The sequence below is a fragment of the Streptomyces hazeniae genome (genome assembly GCF_031845485.1).
GTDB lineage: Bacteria > Actinomycetota > Actinomycetes > Streptomycetales > Streptomycetaceae > Streptomyces > Streptomyces hazeniae.
This window is the reverse complement of sequence record NZ_JAVREQ010000001.1, coordinates 750,867-768,325: the sequence shown is the minus strand read 5'-3', so window position 1 is coordinate 768,325 and position 17,459 is coordinate 750,867. Positions and strand designations below refer to the sequence as shown.

Below are 17,459 nucleotides of genomic sequence, written 5' to 3'. Positions count from 1 at the left end.
TCCTCATCGCGTCGGCCCGAAGGTGGCGCTTCCCGGCTCCGTCGTGCCGGGTTTCGGGTTCTACTGCTGTGACACGCGGCAAGGAAGGAATGTGACAGGTGGGCGAGGGCGAGCTGCTGGCGGAGCGATTCGAGGGTGAGCGCGGACGGCTGCGGGCGGTGGCCTACCGCATGCTCGGCTCGGTGAGCGAGGCGGAGGACGCCGTGCAGGAGGCGTGGCTGCGCATCAGCCGCGCCGACACCGCCGAGGTGCGCAACTTCGGCGGCTGGGCCACCACGGTGGTGGCGAGGGTGTGCCTGAACCTGCTGCGTTCCCGGGAAGCGCGGCGCGAGGAAGGGCTCGAGGCCGTCGAGGCGCTGGAGAGCGGGCTTGCCGAGGGCGTCCGGAGCGCGATGGAAGCCCCCGCGCCGGAGGACGAAGCGGTGCTGGCGGAGTCGGTGGGGCTGGCGATGCTGGTGGTGCTGGACACGCTCTCCCCGGCCGAACGCGTCGCGTTCGTGCTGCACGACATGTTCGCCGTGCCCTTCGACGAGATCGGGCAGCTGCTGGAGAGGTCCCCGGCAACGGCCCGGCAGCTCGCCAGCCGCGCACGCCGCCGGGTGCGCGGCGGCTCTGTGGTGCCCTCGGCGGACCTGGCGCGGCGGCGCGGGGTCGTGGAGGCGTTCCTCGCCGCGGCCCGTGAAGGCGACTTCGACGCGCTGCTCGCGGTCCTCGATCCCGAGGTGGTGCTGCGGGCGGACGCGGCGGTCGGCCCGACACGGCACCCGCTGGTGGTGGCCGGTGCCCGCAACGTGGCCAGGGGCGCGTCGGCCGCCACGGCCCGGGCGCGGGGCACTCAGCCGGCACTGGTGGACGGGGCGCCGGCGCTCCTGATGGCCGACGGCGGACGGCTGGCGCTGGTGATGGCCTTCACGATCACCGATGAACTGATCACCGGCATCGACCTGATCGCCGAGCCCGAGCGGCTGAGCGCGCTGCGGGTCGACGTCCTGGACGCGGCCGTACGCAGGGACGCGGGCGAGGACCTGAACGGGTCCGAGGGCCCGGAGGGGCCGGACGACGTCGACGGCCCCGGCGCCTGACCCGCCCCGGGCCGGGTTCGGGCTCCGCTTTCCCCGCCCGCCCGCCCGCCCGCCCGCCCGCGCGCGGGCGGGCGGGCGGGCGCGGCGAGAGCGGTCAGAAGCCCAGCTCGCGGGCGATCAGCATGCGCTGCACCTCGCTCGTCCCCTCACCGATCTCCAGGATCTTGGAGTCCCGCCACATGCGGGCCACCGGATACTCGTTCATGAAGCCGTACCCGCCGTGGATCTGGGTGGCCTCCCGGGCGTTGGTCACGGCGATCTCGGAGGAGTAGAGCTTCGCCAGCGCCGCCTCCTTCTTGAACCGCTCGCCCGCCACCAGCCGGGACGCGGCGTCCCGCCAGGCCAGGCGCGCGGTGTGGGCGCGCATCTCCATGTCGGCCAGCTTGAACTGGATGGCCTGGTTCTCGCCGATGGCCTTGCCGAACGCCCTGCGGGTCTTCGCGTACGCCACGGACTCGTCCACGCAGCCCTGCGCCAGCCCCGTGGCCAGCGCTGCGATGGCGATGCGGCCCTCGTCCAGGATGCGCAGGAACTGCGCGTAGCCGCGGCCCTCCTCGCCCAGCAGGTTCTCGCCGGGGACGCGGACGTCGGAGAAGGACAGCTCGCGGGTGTCCGACGCGTTCCACCCGACCTTGGAGTAGGGGGCGGCGACGGTGAAGCCCGGCGTGCCGGACGGCACGATGATGCTGGAGATCAGCGGTGCTCCGTCGGGCTTGCGTCCGGTGACGGCCGTGACCGTGACCAGGCCGGTGATGTCGGTGCCGGAGTTGGTGATGAAGCACTTCGAGCCGTTGATCACCCACTCGCCGGTCTTCTCGTCCCGGGCGGCGGTGGTCCGGGTGCCGCCGGCGTCCGAGCCGCACTCGGGCTCGGTGAGGCCGAACGCGCCGAGCATCTCGCCGGAGCAGAGCTTCGGAAGCCAGGTGCGCTTCTGCTCCTCGGTGCCGAAGCTGTAGACCGGCATGGCGCCCAGCGAGACACCCGCCTCCAGGGTGATGGCGACCGAGGAGTCGACCCGGGCCAGCTCCTCCAGGGCCAGGCCCAGGGTGAGGTAGTCGCCGCCCATGCCGCCGTACTCCTCGGGAAACGGCAGCCCGAACAGGCCCATCTCGCCCATCTGCCGGACGATGTCGTAGGGGAACTCGTGGTTCTCGTAGAACTCGCCGATCTTCGGAGCCACGACGTCGTGCGCGAACTCCTCGACGGTGCGGCGCAGTTCCTCGTGCTCGGGGGCGAGACGGTGGTCGAGAGACATGACTACTGCTCCTTGTGGGAGAGCGCTCGGACGGTACGGGAGGGGCTGGGGCGTCCCAGCCGTTCGGCCATCCACACGCTGGTGGCGGTGAGCCGGCCGAGGTCGACCCCGGTCTCGATGCCGAGGCCGTGCAACATCCACACGAGGTCTTCGGTGGCGAGGTTGCCGGTGGCGCTCTTCGCGTACGGGCAGCCGCCGAGGCCGCCCGCGGACGCGTCCACCGTCTGCACGCCGTGCTGGAGCGCGGCGAGCGTGTTGGCCAGTGCCTGGCCGTAGGTGTCGTGGAAGTGGACCGCGATCCGCTCGGCGCCGATGCCCTCGGCGTCCAGTGCGGCGAGCAGGGCACCGACGTGTCCGGGCGTGGCGACGCCGATGGTGTCCCCGAGGCTCAGCTCGTCGCAGCCCATGTCCACCAGGCTGCGGCACACCCGCACCACCTGCTCGACGGGCACCGGGCCCTCCCAGGGGTCGCCGAAGCACATCGAGAGGTAGCCGCGGACGCTTGCTCCGGCCTCCCGGGCCCCGCGCACCACGGGCTCGAACATCGCCAGCGCCTCGTCGACCGTGCGGTTGAGGTTGGCCTTGGCGAAGGACTCGGTGGCGCTGGCGAACACCGCGATCTCGCGGGCGCCCAGCGCGAGCGCGCGCTCGAGACCGCGGGTGTTGGGCACCAGCACCGGGAGCCGCACGCCGTCGCCGAGGTCGGAGAGCTTCGGGTACAGCTCTTCCGCGTCGGCGAGCTGCGGCACCCACTTGGGGTGGACGAAGCTGGTCGCCTCGACGGTGCGCAGGCCGGCGTCGGCGAGCCGGTGGACGAACTCCGCCTTCACCTCGACCGGGACGATCGCCTGTTCGTTCTGCAGGCCGTCTCGCGGACCGACCTCGTGGATGCGGACGCGGGGCGGCAGCCCGGGGGCGGGCACCGCCATGGGCAGGCCCTCGACGCCCGGGGTGCGCGGTGCGGCGGTCATGCCGGATCGCCCCCCTTCGGCTGCTGCGCCTCCTCGGAGTCCTGCGGCTCCTTCGGCTCCACGACGGCGAGCACCTGGTCCATCGCGACGGTGCTCCCCGCCGACACGTCCAGCTCGGTGACCACGCCGTCGTAGGGGGCGGCGATGACGTGTTCCATCTTCATCGCCTCGACCACCAGCAGGCTCTGGCCCGCGGCGACCTCCTCGCCGACCTGGGCCTTGACGACGGTGACCGTGCCCGGCATGGGAGCGGTGAGCGCGTCCGCGCCGTGCGCTCCGGCGCCGCCGCGCAACGCCGCCTCGACCGGGTCGTGGGCCTGTACGTGCCAGGCCTCGCCGTCGCGCCCGAGCCAGGCACCGCCGTCGTCGGCCACCCAGGTGAAGCGGTGCGTGAGCCCGCCCCACTCCAGCCGGGTACCGGCGGGAGCGGTGTCGGCCAGCCGCGCGACGACCGGCTCGGCGTCCCCGACGCGGACCAGCGCGTCGTGCGCCAGGCCGCGGACCCGCACGGCCACCGGGTCGTGGCCGGGGACGCGCACGTGGTGCACCGTCCAGGCGGCCTCGCCGCCTAGCCGGAAGCCGGACGGCACGGTGAACGGGTTCACCCAGTCACCCGCGCCGCCGCGCGGTGCGGCGGGCTCCAGCCCGGCGTGACGCAGCAGCGCCGCGGTGGCGTACACCTCGGCCGGGACGCCGGCGGGGACCAGGCCGGCCGCGTCGCGGTCGACCAGCCCGGTGTCCAGGTCGCCGGTCACCACGTCCGGGTGCGCGAGCAGCGCCCGCAGGAACGCCACGTTGGTGTCCACGCCGAGCACGGTGGTGCCGCCCAGGGCGGCGCGGAGCCCGCGCAGCGCCGCGGCCCGGTCCGGGCCGTACGCGATGACCTTGGAGAGCATCGGGTCGTAGGAGGTGCCGACCTCGGTGCCCTCGGACAGTCCGGAGTCGGTGCGGACCCGCTCGCCCTGCGGTTCGCGGAGCAGCCGGACCGTGCCGGCGGAGGGCAGGAAGTCCACGCGAGCGCCGGACACCCGGGCGGTCTCGGCGCAGACCCGGGCCTCCACCGCGTGTCCGGTGAGGGTGACGTCGTCCTGGCCGAACGCGAGCGGCTCGCCCGCGGCCACCCGGAGCTGCCACTCCACCAGGTCCAGCCCGGTGACCAGCTCGGTGACCGGGTGCTCGACCTGGAGGCGGGTGTTCATCTCCATGAAGAAGTAGTCGCGCCGCCCGTCGGCCGCCGGTGCGCCGCCGGGCACGATGAACTCCACCGTGCCCGCCCCCCGGTAGCCGCAGGAACGGGCGGCGTTCACCGCGGCCTCGCCCATCGCGGCCCGCGTGGCCTCGTCGAGCAGCGGGCTGGGCGCCTCCTCGATGATCTTCTGGTGGCGGCGCTGGAGGGAGCACTCGCGCTCGCCGAGGTGCACGACGTTGCCGTGGGCGTCGGCCAGCACCTGGATCTCGATGTGCCGGGGCCGGTCGATCCAGCGCTCCACCAGGAGCGTGTCGTCGCCGAAGGAGCCCCGGGCCTCGCGGCGCGCGGCGGCGATCTCGTCGGCCAGCAGCGCCTCGTCGCGCACCAGGCGCATGCCCTTGCCGCCGCCTCCCGCGGACGGCTTGAGCAGCACCGGCATGCCGATCTCCCGGGCTGCGGAGGCGAGTTCGGCGTCGGACAGGCCGGAGCCGGAGGAGCCGGGGACGACCGGAACACCGGCCGCCGCGACGGTCTCCTTGGCGCGGATCTTGTCGCCCATGAGGTCGATGGCCGCGGCGGGCGGCCCGATGAAGACCAGCCCGGCGTCGGCGCAGGCCGCGGCGAACGCGGCGTTCTCCGCGAGGAAGCCGTACCCCGGGTGCACGGCCTGGGCTCCGGTGCGGCGTGCGGCGTCCAGCAGGCGGTCCACCGACAGGTAGCTCTCGGCTGCGGCGGCCGGGCCGATGCGCACGGCGGTGTCGGCCTCCCGCACATGGCGGGCGTCGGCGTCGGCGTCGCTGTAGACGGCGACCGAACGGACGCCCTCGGCGCGCAGGGTGCGGATGACCCGCACGGCGATCTCGCCGCGGTTGGCCACCAGCACGGTGTCGAACATGGTCATCGTCGTCCCCCTCACATCCGGAACACGCCGAAGGCGGGCGCGTTCGGATCCTTCTCCGGCAGCGGAGCGTTGGCACAGGCGGTCAGCGCGAGGCCCAGCACCTGGCGCGTCTCCATCGGGTCGATCACGCCGTCGTCCCAGAGGCGCGCGGTGGCGTAGTACGCGTTGCCCTGCTCGTCGTACTGGGCGCGGACCGGAGCGCGGAAGGCCTCTTCCTCCTCCTCGCTCCACGCCTCGCCACGGCCCTCGATCTGGTCGCGCTTGACGGTGGCCAGCACGGAGGCGGCCTGTTCGCCGCCCATCACCGAGATCTTGGCGTTCGGCCACATCCACAGGAAGCGAGGGCTGTATGCCCGGCCGCACATCGAGTAGTTGCCCGCGCCGTACGAACCGCCTATCACCACGGTCAGTTTGGGCACCCGGGTGCAGGCCACGGCCGTCACCATCTTGGCGCCGTGCTTGGCGATGCCGCCCGCCTCGTAGTCCTTGCCGACCATGAAGCCGGAGATGTTCTGGAGGAAGAGCAGCGGGATGCCGCGCTGGTCGCACAGCTCGATGAAGTGGGCGCCCTTCTGGGCGGATTCGGAGAAGAGGATGCCGTTGTTCGCCACGATGCCGACCGGGTGGCCGTGGATGTGGGCGAAGCCGGTCACCAGGGTGGTGCCGTACTCGGCCTTGAACTCCTGGAAGCGGGAGCCGTCCACCACGCGGGCGATGACCTCGCGCACGTCGTAGGGCGTGCGCGAGTCGACCGGGACGGCGGAGTAGAGGCCGGACGGGTCCGTCCGCGGCTCCTCCGGTGGGGTGACCGTCCAGGGCGGAGCCGGGCGGCCGGGCAGGGTGCCGACGATGTTCCGCACGATGCGCAGCGCGTGCGGGTCGTCCTCGGCGAGGTGGTCGGTGACGCCGGAGGTGCGCGAGTGGACCTCCCCGCCGCCGAGCTCCTCCGCGGTGACGACCGCGCCGGTCGCGGCCTTCACCAGCGGCGGGCCGCCGAGGAAGATCGTGCCCTGTTCGCGGACGATGACGGCCTCGTCGCTCATGGCGGGGACGTACGCGCCGCCCGCGGTGCAGGAGCCGAGGACGGCGGCGATCTGCGGGATGCCGGCGCCGGACATGCGCGCCTGGTTGTAGAAGATGCGGCCGAAGTGCTCGCGGTCCGGGAACACCTCGTCCTGCATGGGCAGGAACGCACCGCCGGAGTCCACGAGGTAGACGCACGGCAGGCGGTTCTCCAGGGCGATCTCCTGGGCGCGCAGGTGCTTCTTCACCGTCATCGGGTAGTACGTGCCGCCCTTGACCGTGGCGTCGTTGGCCACGATCACGACCTCGCGGCCGGACACCCGGCCGATGCCGGCGATCACGCCGGCCGCGGGAGCGGCCCCGCCGTACATGCCGTCGGCAGCCAGCGGTGCGATCTCCAGGAACGGGGAGCCCGGGTCGAGCAGTGCGTCCACCCGGTCGCGCGGCAGGAGCTTGCCGCGCGCGGTGTGCCGGGCGCGGGCCTTCTCGCCGCCGCCCAGCCGGGCCGTGGCGAGCTTCTCGCGCAGCCGCCCCGCCAGTTCGCGGTGCGCGGCCTCGTTCGCCCGGCAGTTGTCCGATGCCGGGTCGACGCCGCTGACCAGCGCCGTTGCCTGCTCCATGCCGCTGAGCCCCCTTGCTCCGTGCGTGCGTTAATGAGCGTTAACCTCGTGCCCACAGGTTAACGCTCATTAACGTGCCTGTCTAGAATGGTCGGCATGACGACCAGTGCGGCACGTGACCGAGCCACCCCGACCCGGCGCGACCAGATCCTGCGGGAGGCGGCCCGGCTCTTCGCCGAGCGCGGCTTCCACGGCGTGGGCGTCGACGAGATAGGTGCGGCCGTCGGCATCAGCGGCCCCGGTCTCTACCGGCACTTCGCCGGGAAGGACGCGATGCTGGCGGAGCTGCTGGTGGGCATCAGTGAACGGCTGCACGAGGGCGGCGTGGCGCGGATGGAGGAGTCGGTCTCCGCCGGTCTCGCCCCGGAGGCCACGCTGGACGCGCTGATCGCCGGTCACATCGACTTCGCGCTCGACGACCGCTCGCTGATCACCCTGCACGACCGGGAACTGGACCGGCTGCGGGACGACGACCGGAAGCAGGTGCGCAAGCTGCAGCGGCAGTACGTCGAGCTCTGGGTGGGCGCCGTGCGGGCCGTGTACCCGGGGCTCACCGAGCTGGAGGCCCGGGTCTCGGTGCACACCGTCTTCGGGCTGCTCAACTCCACGCCCCACCTCTCCGGGCCCTCCTCGCTCCCGGACCGCGGTACGACCGCCGCCCTGCTGCACCGGCTGGCGCGCGGCGCGCTGGCGGCCGCCCGGGCGGACGGCGGCTCTGGACAGCCGCACTGACTCCCGGGTAACTTGTCTGAGCAAGCGCTTAGACAGCGGGAGGTGGCGCAGTGCGGCGTACGGTGTTCCACGACGACCACGAGGCGTTCCGACGGACCGTCCGCGACTTCATCGAGGCCGAAGTCGTCCCGGTCTACCCCGAGTGGGCCGCGCAGGGATACGTCCCGCGCGATTTCTACAAGAAGCTCGGCGAGCTGGGCGTCTTCGGCATCGAGGTGCCCGAGGAGTACGGCGGCGCGGGCGAGACCAGCTTCAAGTACAACGCGGTCATCAGCGAGGAGTGCGCCCGCGCCGGGGTCAGCTTCGGCGGCTCCAGCGTGCACACCGCGCTGTGCCTGCCCTACATCCTGGCCTACGGCACCGAGGAGCAGAAGCAGCGCTGGCTGCTCGCGTTCGTGTCCGGCGAGATGATGACCGCGATCGCCATGACCGAGCCCGGCACCGGTTCCGACCTGGCCGGCATGCGCACCACGGCCAAGCTGTCCGAGGACGGCACCCACTACGTCCTCAACGGCGCCAAGACCTTCATCACCGGCGGCGCGCAGGCCGACCGGGTGCTCGTCTGCTGCCGCACCGCGCCCCCGAGCCCCGAGGACCGCCGGGCCGGCATCTCCATCCTGGTGGTGGACGCCTCCTCGGAGGGGTACGCGGTCGGCCGCACGCTCGACAAGCTGGGCCTGAAGTCCTCCGACACCGCGGAGCTCTCCTTCACCGACGTCAAGGTGCCCGTCGAGGACCTGCTCGGCGAGGAGGGCGAGGCGTTCGGCTACCTCGCCCACAACCTGCCGCAGGAGCGCCTCGGCATCGCGTTCGGGGCCTACGCGCAGGCCGCCGCGGCCGTCCGCTTCGCGAAGGAGTACGTCAAGGAGCGCACGGTCTTCGGCAAGGAGGTCGCCTCCTTCCAGAACACCAAGTTCGTGCTCGCCGACTGCCAGGCCGACGTCGACGCCATGCAGGCCGTCGTCGACCGCGCCCTGGAGGCGCACGACGCCCGCGAGCTGACCGCGGCCGACGCCGCCTCCGCGAAGCTCTTCACCACCGAGACCGCCGCGCACGTCATCGACAAGTGCCTCCAGCTGCACGGCGGCTACGGCTACATGACGGAGTACCCCATCTCCCGGCTGTACGCCGACACCCGCGTCACCCGGATCTACGGCGGCACCAGCGAGGTCATGCGCTCCATCATCGCCAAGTCCATGGGACTGTGAGGAGTGTGAACGACCCCGGCACCTCCGAACCGCACGACCCGGCCCCGGAGGACCTGCTCGACCTGCTCGATCTGCTCGACCTGGAGCGGGTCGAGCAGGACATCTTCCGCGGCGCGAGCCGCCAGGCCGTGATCCCCCGGGTCTTCGGCGGCCAGGTGGCGGCGCAGGCCCTGGTCGCGGCCTGCCGCACCGTTCCGGAGGGGCGGCTGCCGCACTCGCTGCACGCGTACTTCCTGCGTCCCGGAGACCCGGGGGCGCCCATCGTCTACACGGTGGACCGCATCCGCGACGGCCGGTCCTTCACCACCCGCCGGGTCGTCGCCGTGCAGCACGGGCAGCCGATCTTCCACCTCTCCGCCTCCTGCCAGGCGCACGAGGACGGCCTGGAGCACCAGGCGCGGATGCCCGGCACGCCGGACCCCGACACGCTGCCGCGTGCCGAGGAGATGATGCCGCGGTACGCGCACCTGTTCAGCGACCCGCGGGTGCCTCAGAAGCTGCTCAAGGCCCGGGCGGCGGTCGACCTGCGGTACGTGGAGGCCCCGCCGTTCGCCCGCGCCGGCGAGCCCCGGGAGCCGCGCTCCCAGGTGTGGTTCCGCACCAACGGCAAGCTCGACGGTCTCCTGGACGACCCCACACTGCACATCTGCCTGGCCACCTACGTCTCGGACATGACCCTGCTGGACTCGGTGCTGCTGGCGCACGGGCGCGGCGGCTGGGCGGTCGGCGACGTCGTGGGCGCGAGCCTGGACCACGCGATGTGGTTCCACCGTCCCTTCCGGGCCGACGAATGGCTGCTGTACGACCAGGAGTCGCCGACCGCGCAGGGCGGCCGCGGGCTGGCCGCCGGACGGATCTTCACCCGCGACGGCCGGCTCGCGGTCTCCGTCATCCAGGAGGGCGTCGTCCGCGTCCCGCGCTGATCCGGACGACGACTCCGTGCCCCGCCATCTGGCGCGCCCCGGCGTCACCGCGCGGGTTCAGCCCAGGCGCCGGAAGAGCTCGACCCAGGTGTCCGGCGGCACCAGGCCGACCGGCGTGCCCGGCTCCAGCCCGGCGGCCGCGAAGGCGTCGCGGACCCGGCGGGTGCGGTGCCGGCGGGCCAGGGTGGCGCCGAGGGAACCGCCGACGCCGGTGAAGCCGTGGGCGACGAACTCCCGGTAGGCGGGAAGCGCCGGACGCGGCAGCAGCGGGGCCGGCCGTCGTGCGATCCGCAGCACCGCCGAGTCCGTCCGCGGCACCGGCGTGAAGGACTCGCGCGGCACGCGCCCCTCCACCCGCCAGGCGAACTCCGGCCAGCTGCCCACGGTCACCAGTGACCAGCGCCCGTAGCCGCCGGTGCGCTTGCGTGCGTACTCGAGCTGGGTGAGCAGGGTCGCGGAGGTCATCGCGGGCGCGCCCAGACACCACGGGACGATGTCCGAGGTGCGCGCGTAGGGGATGTTGCCGACGACGGCGAACGGTTCCCGGGGCGGCCGCGCCCGCAGGAAGTCGCCGGTCACGGTGCGTACGTTGGGCTCGTTCCGCAGCCGCCGGGGCAGCGCGGCGGCGAGGCGCGGGTCGATCTCGTACGCCACCACCTGCCGGCAACGGCGGGCCAGGGCGCGGGTCAGCACCCCTTCGCCCGCGCCCGGTTCGACCACCAGGTCGTCCGGGCGCAGCCGGGAGGCGTGCACGAGGCGGTGCACGACGGCGGGGTCGTGCAGGAAGTTCTGGGAGAGCGTGCTGCGGCGGCGTGCCACGGTGAAGTCCTCTGGTGTGAGGACAGGCGGGGGCGCGCAGGCGGCGGCCGGGCCTGTCCGGGGTGATGGGGACACCGGAGGCCCTGGAGCGGGCACGTTGACGGAGCGCGGCTCGGATCAGGAGTGCGCGAGGGTGCGACCCGCCGCGCGCACGACGGTGCGTGCGGCGGGCGGGGAAGCGCGGGGCGGACTCAGGCGCCGAGGGCGTCCTGGCGTGCGGCCAGGGCCCAGCGCCGAGCGCGCGGGCGGAGGCTGAGCCGGGCGGACCAGCCGGTGCGCCGCGCGTCGGCGTGCGCGCCGTCGATGATCGCCGCGAAGGAGGCGGACATGGGGGAACGCTAGGCCGCCCGGGACGGGCGCGGCAAGCGGTTTCCCGGGGGCCGCCGCAGGGCACCGCCCGAACCGCGCGGGTGTCGGGGCGCCGAGGGTCAGACGTCGGTGAGGCCGGCCGCGTCCAGCAGGTACGCGATCATCGGTTCGTAGAACCGGGGGTCGGCCACGTGGTCGTCCAGGGGCACGGCGACGGAGAGCGTGTCCTCCGCCTCGCCGAGGAAGAGCGCGGGGTCGTTGCAGTCGGCGAAGCCGACCGTGTCGAGGCCGCGCTGCGCCGCGCAGCCCGCCCAGCCGTGGTCGGCGAACACCAGGTCGGGCATGCCGTGCCCGGCCCGCTCGTAGGCGTCGAGGATCTGCCGCATCGGTTCGGGCGAGTGGGTGTGCCACAGCGAGGCGCCCCGTTCGTGCACGGCGACTCCCGCGAACTGCACCACCACGCCCTCGTCGGCGTACAGCCCGAGCGGCACGCGGGCTATGTCGCAGCCCGCCGACCGCAGCGCCCGGGCGACCGTGCCGTGCACGTCCAGCAGGCCGCCGGGGTGGCCGGTGGCGAAGAGCACCCGTTTGCGGTCCTCCGCCGCCTTGCGCAGCTCCGCGGCGGCCCGGTCGAGGGCGCCGACGGTCAGCTCCGGGTCGATGGTGTCCTGGCCGTGCCGGTGGTCGGGGTCGTCGCTCACCCCCACCCGCTCGGCCATCACCGCCAGCACGTCCTGCTCGTCCGACCACCGGTCGCCCAGCTCCAGGCCCAGCCAGTAGTGCCGGTTGCCGTTCGCCAGCTCGCGGTAGTGGGACAGGTTGTTCTCGCGCGGCGTGGCCACGTGCCCGGCGATCCGGGTGTGCACCAGGTGCTCCAGGAGCGAGGTGCGGCTGGGAACGGCGGGCAGTGGGAGCGACGAAGACATGCCGCCATTGTGTCCCGTACGCCTGGTCGATGGACGGAGTGTCCAAATAGGCGGCCCGGTATCTGCACATCCGTCCATGGGGACGCCCTCGCGGGCTGCCTACCCTTCCCCTCATGAGCACCCCCTCCGAGCAGTCCGCTGCACGCCCCGAGCCCGTCGGGCCCGTCGACTCCTCCCGCATTCCCCGCTACGCCGGGCCGGCGACCTTCGCCCGGCTGCCCCGCCTGGACGAGGTGGGCGGCCGGACCGACGTCGCGGTGGTCGGCGTGCCGTTCGACACCGGCGTCTCGTACCGGCCGGGCGCCCGCTTCGGCGGCAACGCGATCCGGGAGGCGTCCCGGCTGCTGCGCCCCTACAACCCGGCGCAGGACGCGTCGCCCTTCGCCCTGGCCCAGGTCGCGGACGCGGGGGACATCGCGGCGAACCCGTTCCGCATCGACGAGGCCGTGGAGACGGTGCAGGCGGCGGCCGACGAGATCCTCGACTCCGGCGCCCGGATGATGACGCTGGGCGGCGACCACACCATCGCGCTGCCCCTGCTGCGCGCGGTCGCGCGCAAGCACGGTCCGGTGGCCCTGCTGCACTTCGATGCGCACCTGGACACCTGGGACACCTACTTCGGTGCCGCCTACACCCACGGCACGCCGTTCCGCCGGGCGGTGGAGGAGGGCACCCTCGACACCGATGCGCTCAGCCACGTCGGCATCCGCGGCCCGCTGTACGGCCGCAAGGACCTCACCGACGACGAGAAGATGGGCTTCGGCATCGTCACCTCCGCCGACGTGATGCGGCGCGGCGTGGACGAGGTCGCGCAGCAGCTGCGGGAGCGCATCGGCGACCGCCCGCTGTACGTGTCCATCGACATCGACGTGCTCGACCCGGCGCACGCGCCCGGCACCGGCACTCCGGAGGCGGGCGGTCTGACCTCGCGCGAGCTGCTGGAGATCCTGCGCGGCCTGGCCGGGTGTCACCTGGTCTCGGCCGACCTGGTGGAGGTGGCCCCGGCGTACGACCACGCGGAGATGACCGCGGTCGCCGCCTCGCACACCGCGTACGAGCTGACCACCCTGATGACGCGGCAGATCGCCGAGGCACGGGACGGGACCTCCTGAAGCGCCCGCCCGGCCGGCCGGTGCTCCGACGCCTCGTCGAACGCCGGTTCCACGCCGGGGAGCATCGGTTCTCGGCCAACTTGGCGCCACAGGCCCGGCACCGTTCGTGGCGAACCCTGTGCGGTGCGTCACACTCCCTGGTGGAGACCACTGGCGGAAAACCGCTGGTGGGTGGCGTGCGACCCCCGGGTGACACTCTGTTGTCATGTGACGTTATGAAAGCAGTTTAATACGCAACGTTACCGATTCTGTGCGGTCGATGTGCACGGCGTGGAAGTTTCCGACAGAATCCTGAGCGCTGCCCCGCGGGATGGGGCGCCGTCGAACGGACGGAGGGCCGGCCCTGTGGGGGGTGCCTGGTCCACCGAAGGCCACCGAGACGGACGCCCCCAGCCGGTACGGCCCCGGAGAAGTATGCGGCTCCTCCGGGGCCCGACCGGATTCTTCCCCCGATCGCGGAGGGAATGCCCCACCGGCAGCAGCCTCCGGGATGAAATCCCCCGCCCCCGGCGTTGCACCCTTCCGTCAGTGACCGACCGGAGGGGAGCGCGAGCGTGGGGGAGAAGGTGACCGGAGCCGCCGGGCGGACCGGAAGCGGAGACGGGCCGGAGGGCCGCCGCGGATGGGCCCGCAGGCTGAGCGCGTACTGCTGGCACTACCGGCGGAACGTGCTGCTGGCCCTCGGCGCCTCGCTGGCCGGCATGGGTCTGATGGCCCTCGTGCCGCTCCTCGTCAAGGTGGTCGTCGACGACGTCGTGGTCGGCGACCAGGGCGGCCTGGAGATCTGGGTCGGCCTGCTGATCGCCGTCGCCGTCGCCGTCTACGGCCTCACCTACGTCCGCCGCTTCTACGGCGGACGCCTCGCGCTCGACGTCCAGCACGACCTGCGCACCGACATGTACGAGGCGATCGTCCGCCTCGACGGCCACCGGCAGGACGAACTCAGCACCGGCCAGGTCGTCGGACGCGGCACCAGCGACCTCCAGCTCGTGCAGAGCCTGCTGTTCATGCTCCCCATGATGATCGGCAACGTTCTCCTCTTCCTGGTCGCGCTGGTCGTCATGCTGGTGCTCTCCCCGCTGCTGACCCTCGTCTCGCTGGCCGTCGCGCCGCTGCTGTGGATCATCGCCAACCGGAGCCGCACCCGACTGTTTCCGGCCACCTGGTACGCCCAGCAGCAGGCCGGTTCGGTGGCCTCGGTCGTGGACGGCGCGGTCACCGGCGTGCGCGTGGTGAAGGGCTTCGGCCAGGAGGAGCAGGAGACGGGGAAGCTGCGCCGCATCAGCCGCACGCTCTTCGCCGCCCGGCTGCGCACCGTCAAGCTCAACGCCCGCTACACCCCCGCCCTCCAGGCGGTGCCCTCGCTCGGCCAGGTCGCCATGCTGGCGCTCGGCGGCTGGCTCGCCACCGAGGGGCGCATCACCCTCGGCACGTTCGTCGCCTTCTCCACCTACCTCGCCCAGCTCGTCGGACCGGTACGGATGCTGGCGATGGTGCTCACCGTCGGCCAGCAGGCGCGGGCCGGCGTCGAGCGCGTCTTCGACCTCATCGACACCGAGCCCAAGCTGACCGAACGCCCGGGCGCGCACGAACTGCCCGCCGACGCGGACGCCTCCGTCGAGTTCGACGACGTCACCTTCGGCTACGGCGACGGCCCACCGGTGCTGGACGGGCTCAGCCTGCGCATCGAGCCGGGCGAGACGGTCGCCGTCGTGGGCACCAGCGGATCCGGGAAGTCGACCGTCTCGCTGCTGCTGCCCCGCTACTACGACGTCACCGGCGGCGCCGTCCGGGTCGGCGGCCACGATGTGCGCGACCTCTCCACGGGCTCGCTGCGCGCCGCGATCGGCCTCGTCCCGGAGAACAGCTTCCTCTTCTCCGAGTCGCTGCGGGACAACATCGCCTACGGCGCCCCGGACGCCACCGACGAGCAGGTCCGCGCCGCCGCCCGCGCGGCCCAGGCCGACGGCTTCATCTCCGAGATGCCCGACGGCTACGACACCATGGTCGGCGAGCAGGGCCTGACCCTCTCCGGCGGCCAGCGGCAGCGCGTCGCGCTCGCCCGCGCCATCCTCACCGACCCCCGGCTCCTCGTCCTGGACGACGCCACCTCCGCCGTGGACGCCCGCGTCGAGCACGAGATCCACGAGGCGCTGCGCGGCGTGATGGCCGGCCGGACGACGCTGCTCATCGCGCACCGCCTCTCCACCCTCGCGCTGGCCGACCGCATCGCCGTCCTGGACGGCGGTCGCCTGGTCGACGTCGGCACCCACGACGAACTGACCGGCCGCTGCTCCCTGTACCGCCGCCTGCTCACCGACCCCGACGAACTCGCCGACGTCGAACGCGACCCGGCCGGACTCGCCGGCCACGACGCGCACCGCCGGGTCGACGGGGTGACCCCGGAGCTGTGGGTGCGCCCGGAGGAGGACGAGGACGCCGCCGCCACCGGCTCCGACGGCGGCCACACGGCGACCGCCCACGCCCAGGCCGGACGCCCGGGAAGCTTCGCCGCCGAACTCGCCGGCATGCCCGGCAGCCCCGAACTCCTCGCCCGCGTCGCCGCGCTGCCGCCCGCCGACGACGAACCGGAGGTCGACGAACGGCACGCCACACGCCCCGAGCCCTCCTACGGCCTGCGCCGGCTGCTGCACGGCTTCGGCCGCCCGCTCTCCGTCGCGTTCGCCTTCGTCGCCCTCGACGCGCTCGCCGCGCTGATGCTGCCCGTCCTGATCCGGCACGGCATCGACGAGGGCGTCTCCCAGCGCGCCCTCGACGCCGTGTGGTGGGCGTCCGTGCTCGCACTGCTCGTCGTCGTCGGGCAGTGGGGCGCCCAGTTCGCCGCCATGCGCTTCACCGGCCGCACCGGCGAGCGCGTGCTGTACGCGCTGCGTGTGAAGATCTTCGCCCAGCTTCAGCGACTCGGCCTCGACTACTACGAGCGGCACCTGACCGGCGCCGTCATGACCCGCATGACCACGGATGTCGACGCGCTGTCTACGTTCCTGCAGACCGGGCTGGTCACCGCACTCGTCGCGCTGCTCACCTTCTTCGGCATCCTCGTGGCCCTGCTGGTCATCGACCTGCAACTCGCGCTGGTCGTGTTCGCCGCGCTGCCGCTGCTGATCGTCGGCACCGTCTTCTTCCGCCGGCAGAGCGTGAAGGCGTACGAACTCGCCCGTGAGCGGGTCAGCGTGGTCAACGCCGACCTCCAGGAGAGCGTCGCCGGGCTGCGCATGGTGCAGGCGTTCCGCCGGGAGGACGGTGGCGCCGAGCGGTTCGCCGCCCGCAGCGGCGCCTACCGGCGGGCCCGCATCCGCGGCCAGTGGCTGATCTCCGTCTACTTCCCCTTCGTGCAGCTGCTCGCCGCCCTCGCGACCGCCGCGGTGCTGGTGGTCGGCGCCGGCCGCGTCGACGACGGCACGCTCACGGCCGGCGCCCTGGTCGCCTACCTGCTGTACATCGAGCTGTTCTTCGCCCCCGTGCAGCAGCTCTCACAGGTCTTCGACGGCTACCAGCAGGCAGTCGTCGCGCTGGGCCGCATCCAGCAGCTCCTCGGCGAGCAGACCACCACGCCGCCCGCCGCGACGCCGCGCGAGGTCCGTGAGCTGCGCGGCGAAGTCGCTTTCGAGGACGTCCACTTCCACTACGCCACCGCCGACGGGACGGGTTCCGACCCGCACGAGGCGGCGCTGGCGGGCATCGACCTCACGGTGGAGGCGGGCACCACCGTGGCCTTCGTGGGCGAGACCGGCGCCGGCAAGTCCACCCTGGTCAAGCTCGTCGCCCGGTTCTACGACCCGACCCGCGGCACGGTACGGGTGGACGGCGCAGACCTGCGCGAACTCGACCTCACGACCTACCGGCACCGCCTCGGCGTCGTGCCCCAGGAGCCGTACCTGTTCCCCGGCACCGTCCGGGAGGCCATCGCCTACGGCCGCCCCGACGCCACCGACGCCGACGTCGAGTCGGCGGCACGTGCGGTCGGCGCACACGACATGGTCGCCTCCCTGCCCGGCGGCTACCTGCACCCGGTCTCCGAACGCGGGCGCAACCTCTCCGCAGGTCAGCGGCAGCTCATCGCCCTGGCCCGGGCACAGCTCGTCGACCCGGACGTGCTGCTGCTCGACGAGGCGACCGCCGCGCTCGACCTGGCCACCGAGTCGCTGGTGAACCGCGCCACGGACCGGCTCGCCCGCCGCCGCACGACGCTCGTGGTGGCGCACCGGCTCTCCACCGCGGCACGCGCGGACCGGGTGGTCGTGCTCGACCACGGCCGCATCGCGGAGTCCGGCACGCACGAAGAACTCCTGGCCCGCGACGGCCGCTACGCCGAGCTGTGGCGGGTCTACGCGGGGGAGGCCGCGCCCACACCCACCGCGTGAGCGC

At 73.2% G+C, this 17,459-nt stretch carries 13 protein-coding genes; 6 read left to right on the top strand and 7 right to left on the bottom strand.

Translation table 11 applies throughout. The features are described from left to right. Window positions 1-98 precede the first annotated feature (98 nt). Complete coding sequence (locus tag RM572_RS03100; protein WP_311671686.1) at window positions 99-1,082, top strand: sigma-70 family RNA polymerase sigma factor; 984 nt, start codon at window positions 99-101, stop codon at window positions 1,080-1,082. Between the two features lie 94 nt (window positions 1,083-1,176). On the opposite strand, the gene RM572_RS03095 is transcribed toward RM572_RS03100, so the two are convergent. The 4 genes from RM572_RS03095 to RM572_RS03080 are packed head-to-tail and all read right to left on the bottom strand — an operon-like array spanning window position 1,177 to window position 7,041. Next, the gene (locus RM572_RS03095) at window positions 1,177-2,337 is read right to left on the bottom strand and encodes an acyl-CoA dehydrogenase family protein (RefSeq protein WP_311671685.1); all 1,161 of its coding nucleotides are present in this window, start codon (window positions 2,335-2,337) and stop codon (window positions 1,177-1,179) included. A 2-nt stretch (window positions 2,338-2,339) separates the two neighbouring features. Further along, entirely contained in the window at window positions 2,340-3,308 is a 969-nt protein-coding gene (locus RM572_RS03090; protein ID WP_311671684.1) for a hydroxymethylglutaryl-CoA lyase, read from the bottom strand. Then, window positions 3,305-5,392 (bottom strand): acetyl/propionyl/methylcrotonyl-CoA carboxylase subunit alpha, encoded by a 2,088-nt coding sequence (locus RM572_RS03085; RefSeq protein WP_311671825.1) that lies wholly within the window; start codon window positions 5,390-5,392, stop codon window positions 3,305-3,307. The genes RM572_RS03090 and RM572_RS03085 overlap by 4 nt, the downstream gene beginning before the upstream one ends. A 17-nt stretch (window positions 5,393-5,409) precedes the next feature. Further along, complete coding sequence (locus tag RM572_RS03080; RefSeq protein WP_311671683.1) at window positions 5,410-7,041, bottom strand: carboxyl transferase domain-containing protein; 1,632 nt, start codon at window positions 7,039-7,041, stop codon at window positions 5,410-5,412. A 96-nt stretch (window positions 7,042-7,137) separates the two neighbouring features. Here RM572_RS03080 and RM572_RS03075 point away from each other — a divergent pair, with 96 nt between their 5' ends. The 3 genes from RM572_RS03075 to tesB are packed head-to-tail and all read left to right on the top strand — an operon-like array spanning window position 7,138 to window position 9,904. Next, window positions 7,138-7,773 (top strand): SACE_7040 family transcriptional regulator, encoded by a 636-nt coding sequence (locus RM572_RS03075; protein ID WP_311671682.1) that lies wholly within the window; start codon window positions 7,138-7,140, stop codon window positions 7,771-7,773. A 50-nt stretch (window positions 7,774-7,823) separates the two neighbouring features. Continuing rightward, window positions 7,824-8,981, top strand: coding sequence for an acyl-CoA dehydrogenase family protein (locus RM572_RS03070; RefSeq protein ID WP_311671681.1), 1,158 nt, complete (start codon window positions 7,824-7,826; stop codon window positions 8,979-8,981). Window positions 8,982-8,986: 5 nt separating this feature from the next. Next, window positions 8,987-9,904: an acyl-CoA thioesterase II gene (gene tesB, locus RM572_RS03065; RefSeq protein WP_311671680.1), complete on the top strand. Its 918-nt coding sequence runs from the start codon at window positions 8,987-8,989 to the stop codon at window positions 9,902-9,904. 57 nt (window positions 9,905-9,961) lie between these two features. On the opposite strand, the gene erm is transcribed toward tesB, so the two are convergent. From erm to RM572_RS03050, 3 genes are all read right to left on the bottom strand, one after another. Further along, entirely contained in the window at window positions 9,962-10,723 is a 762-nt protein-coding gene (gene erm, locus RM572_RS03060; protein ID WP_311671679.1) for an ErmE/ErmH/ErmO/ErmR family 23S rRNA (adenine(2058)-N(6))-methyltransferase, read from the bottom strand. 191 nt (window positions 10,724-10,914) lie between these two features. Further along, complete coding sequence (locus RM572_RS03055) at window positions 10,915-11,052, bottom strand: hypothetical protein (RefSeq protein ID WP_311671678.1); 138 nt, start codon at window positions 11,050-11,052, stop codon at window positions 10,915-10,917. A gap of 99 nt (window positions 11,053-11,151) precedes the next feature. Next, window positions 11,152-11,958, bottom strand: a complete 807-nt coding sequence (locus tag RM572_RS03050) for a phosphatase (RefSeq protein WP_311671677.1) — start codon at window positions 11,956-11,958, stop codon at window positions 11,152-11,154. 113 nt (window positions 11,959-12,071) lie between these two features. On the opposite strand from RM572_RS03050, the gene speB reads away from it, so the two are divergent. Beyond that, window positions 12,072-13,070 (top strand): agmatinase, encoded by a 999-nt coding sequence (gene speB / locus RM572_RS03045; RefSeq protein ID WP_311671676.1) that lies wholly within the window; start codon window positions 12,072-12,074, stop codon window positions 13,068-13,070. 566 nt (window positions 13,071-13,636) lie between these two features. Then, window positions 13,637-17,455 carry an ABC transporter ATP-binding protein gene (locus tag RM572_RS03040; protein ID WP_311671824.1) on the top strand — a complete coding sequence of 1,273 codons (3,819 nt, stop codon included), beginning with the start codon at window positions 13,637-13,639 and terminating at the stop codon, window positions 17,453-17,455. Window positions 17,456-17,459: the final 4 nt, after the last annotated feature.

Excerpts from the sequence above, each read along its gene's own strand:
- RM572_RS03095 (WP_311671685.1), bottom strand. The coding sequence starts at position 2,337 with ATGTCTCTCGACCACCGTCTCGCCCCCGAGCACGAGGAACTGCGCCGC.
- RM572_RS03090 (WP_311671684.1), bottom strand. The coding sequence starts at position 3,308 with ATGACCGCCGCACCGCGCACCCCGGGCGTCGAGGGCCTGCCCATGGCG.
- RM572_RS03085 (WP_311671825.1), bottom strand. The coding sequence starts at position 5,392 with ATGTTCGACACCGTGCTGGTGGCCAACCGCGGCGAGATCGCCGTGCGG.
- RM572_RS03080 (WP_311671683.1), bottom strand. The coding sequence starts at position 7,041 with ATGGAGCAGGCAACGGCGCTGGTCAGCGGCGTCGACCCGGCATCGGAC.
- RM572_RS03075 (WP_311671682.1), top strand. The coding sequence starts at position 7,138 with ATGACGACCAGTGCGGCACGTGACCGAGCCACCCCGACCCGGCGCGAC.
- RM572_RS03055 (WP_311671678.1), bottom strand. The coding sequence starts at position 11,052 with ATGTCCGCCTCCTTCGCGGCGATCATCGACGGCGCGCACGCCGACGCG.
- RM572_RS03050 (WP_311671677.1), bottom strand. The coding sequence starts at position 11,958 with ATGTCTTCGTCGCTCCCACTGCCCGCCGTTCCCAGCCGCACCTCGCTC.
- speB (WP_311671676.1), top strand. The coding sequence starts at position 12,072 with ATGAGCACCCCCTCCGAGCAGTCCGCTGCACGCCCCGAGCCCGTCGGG.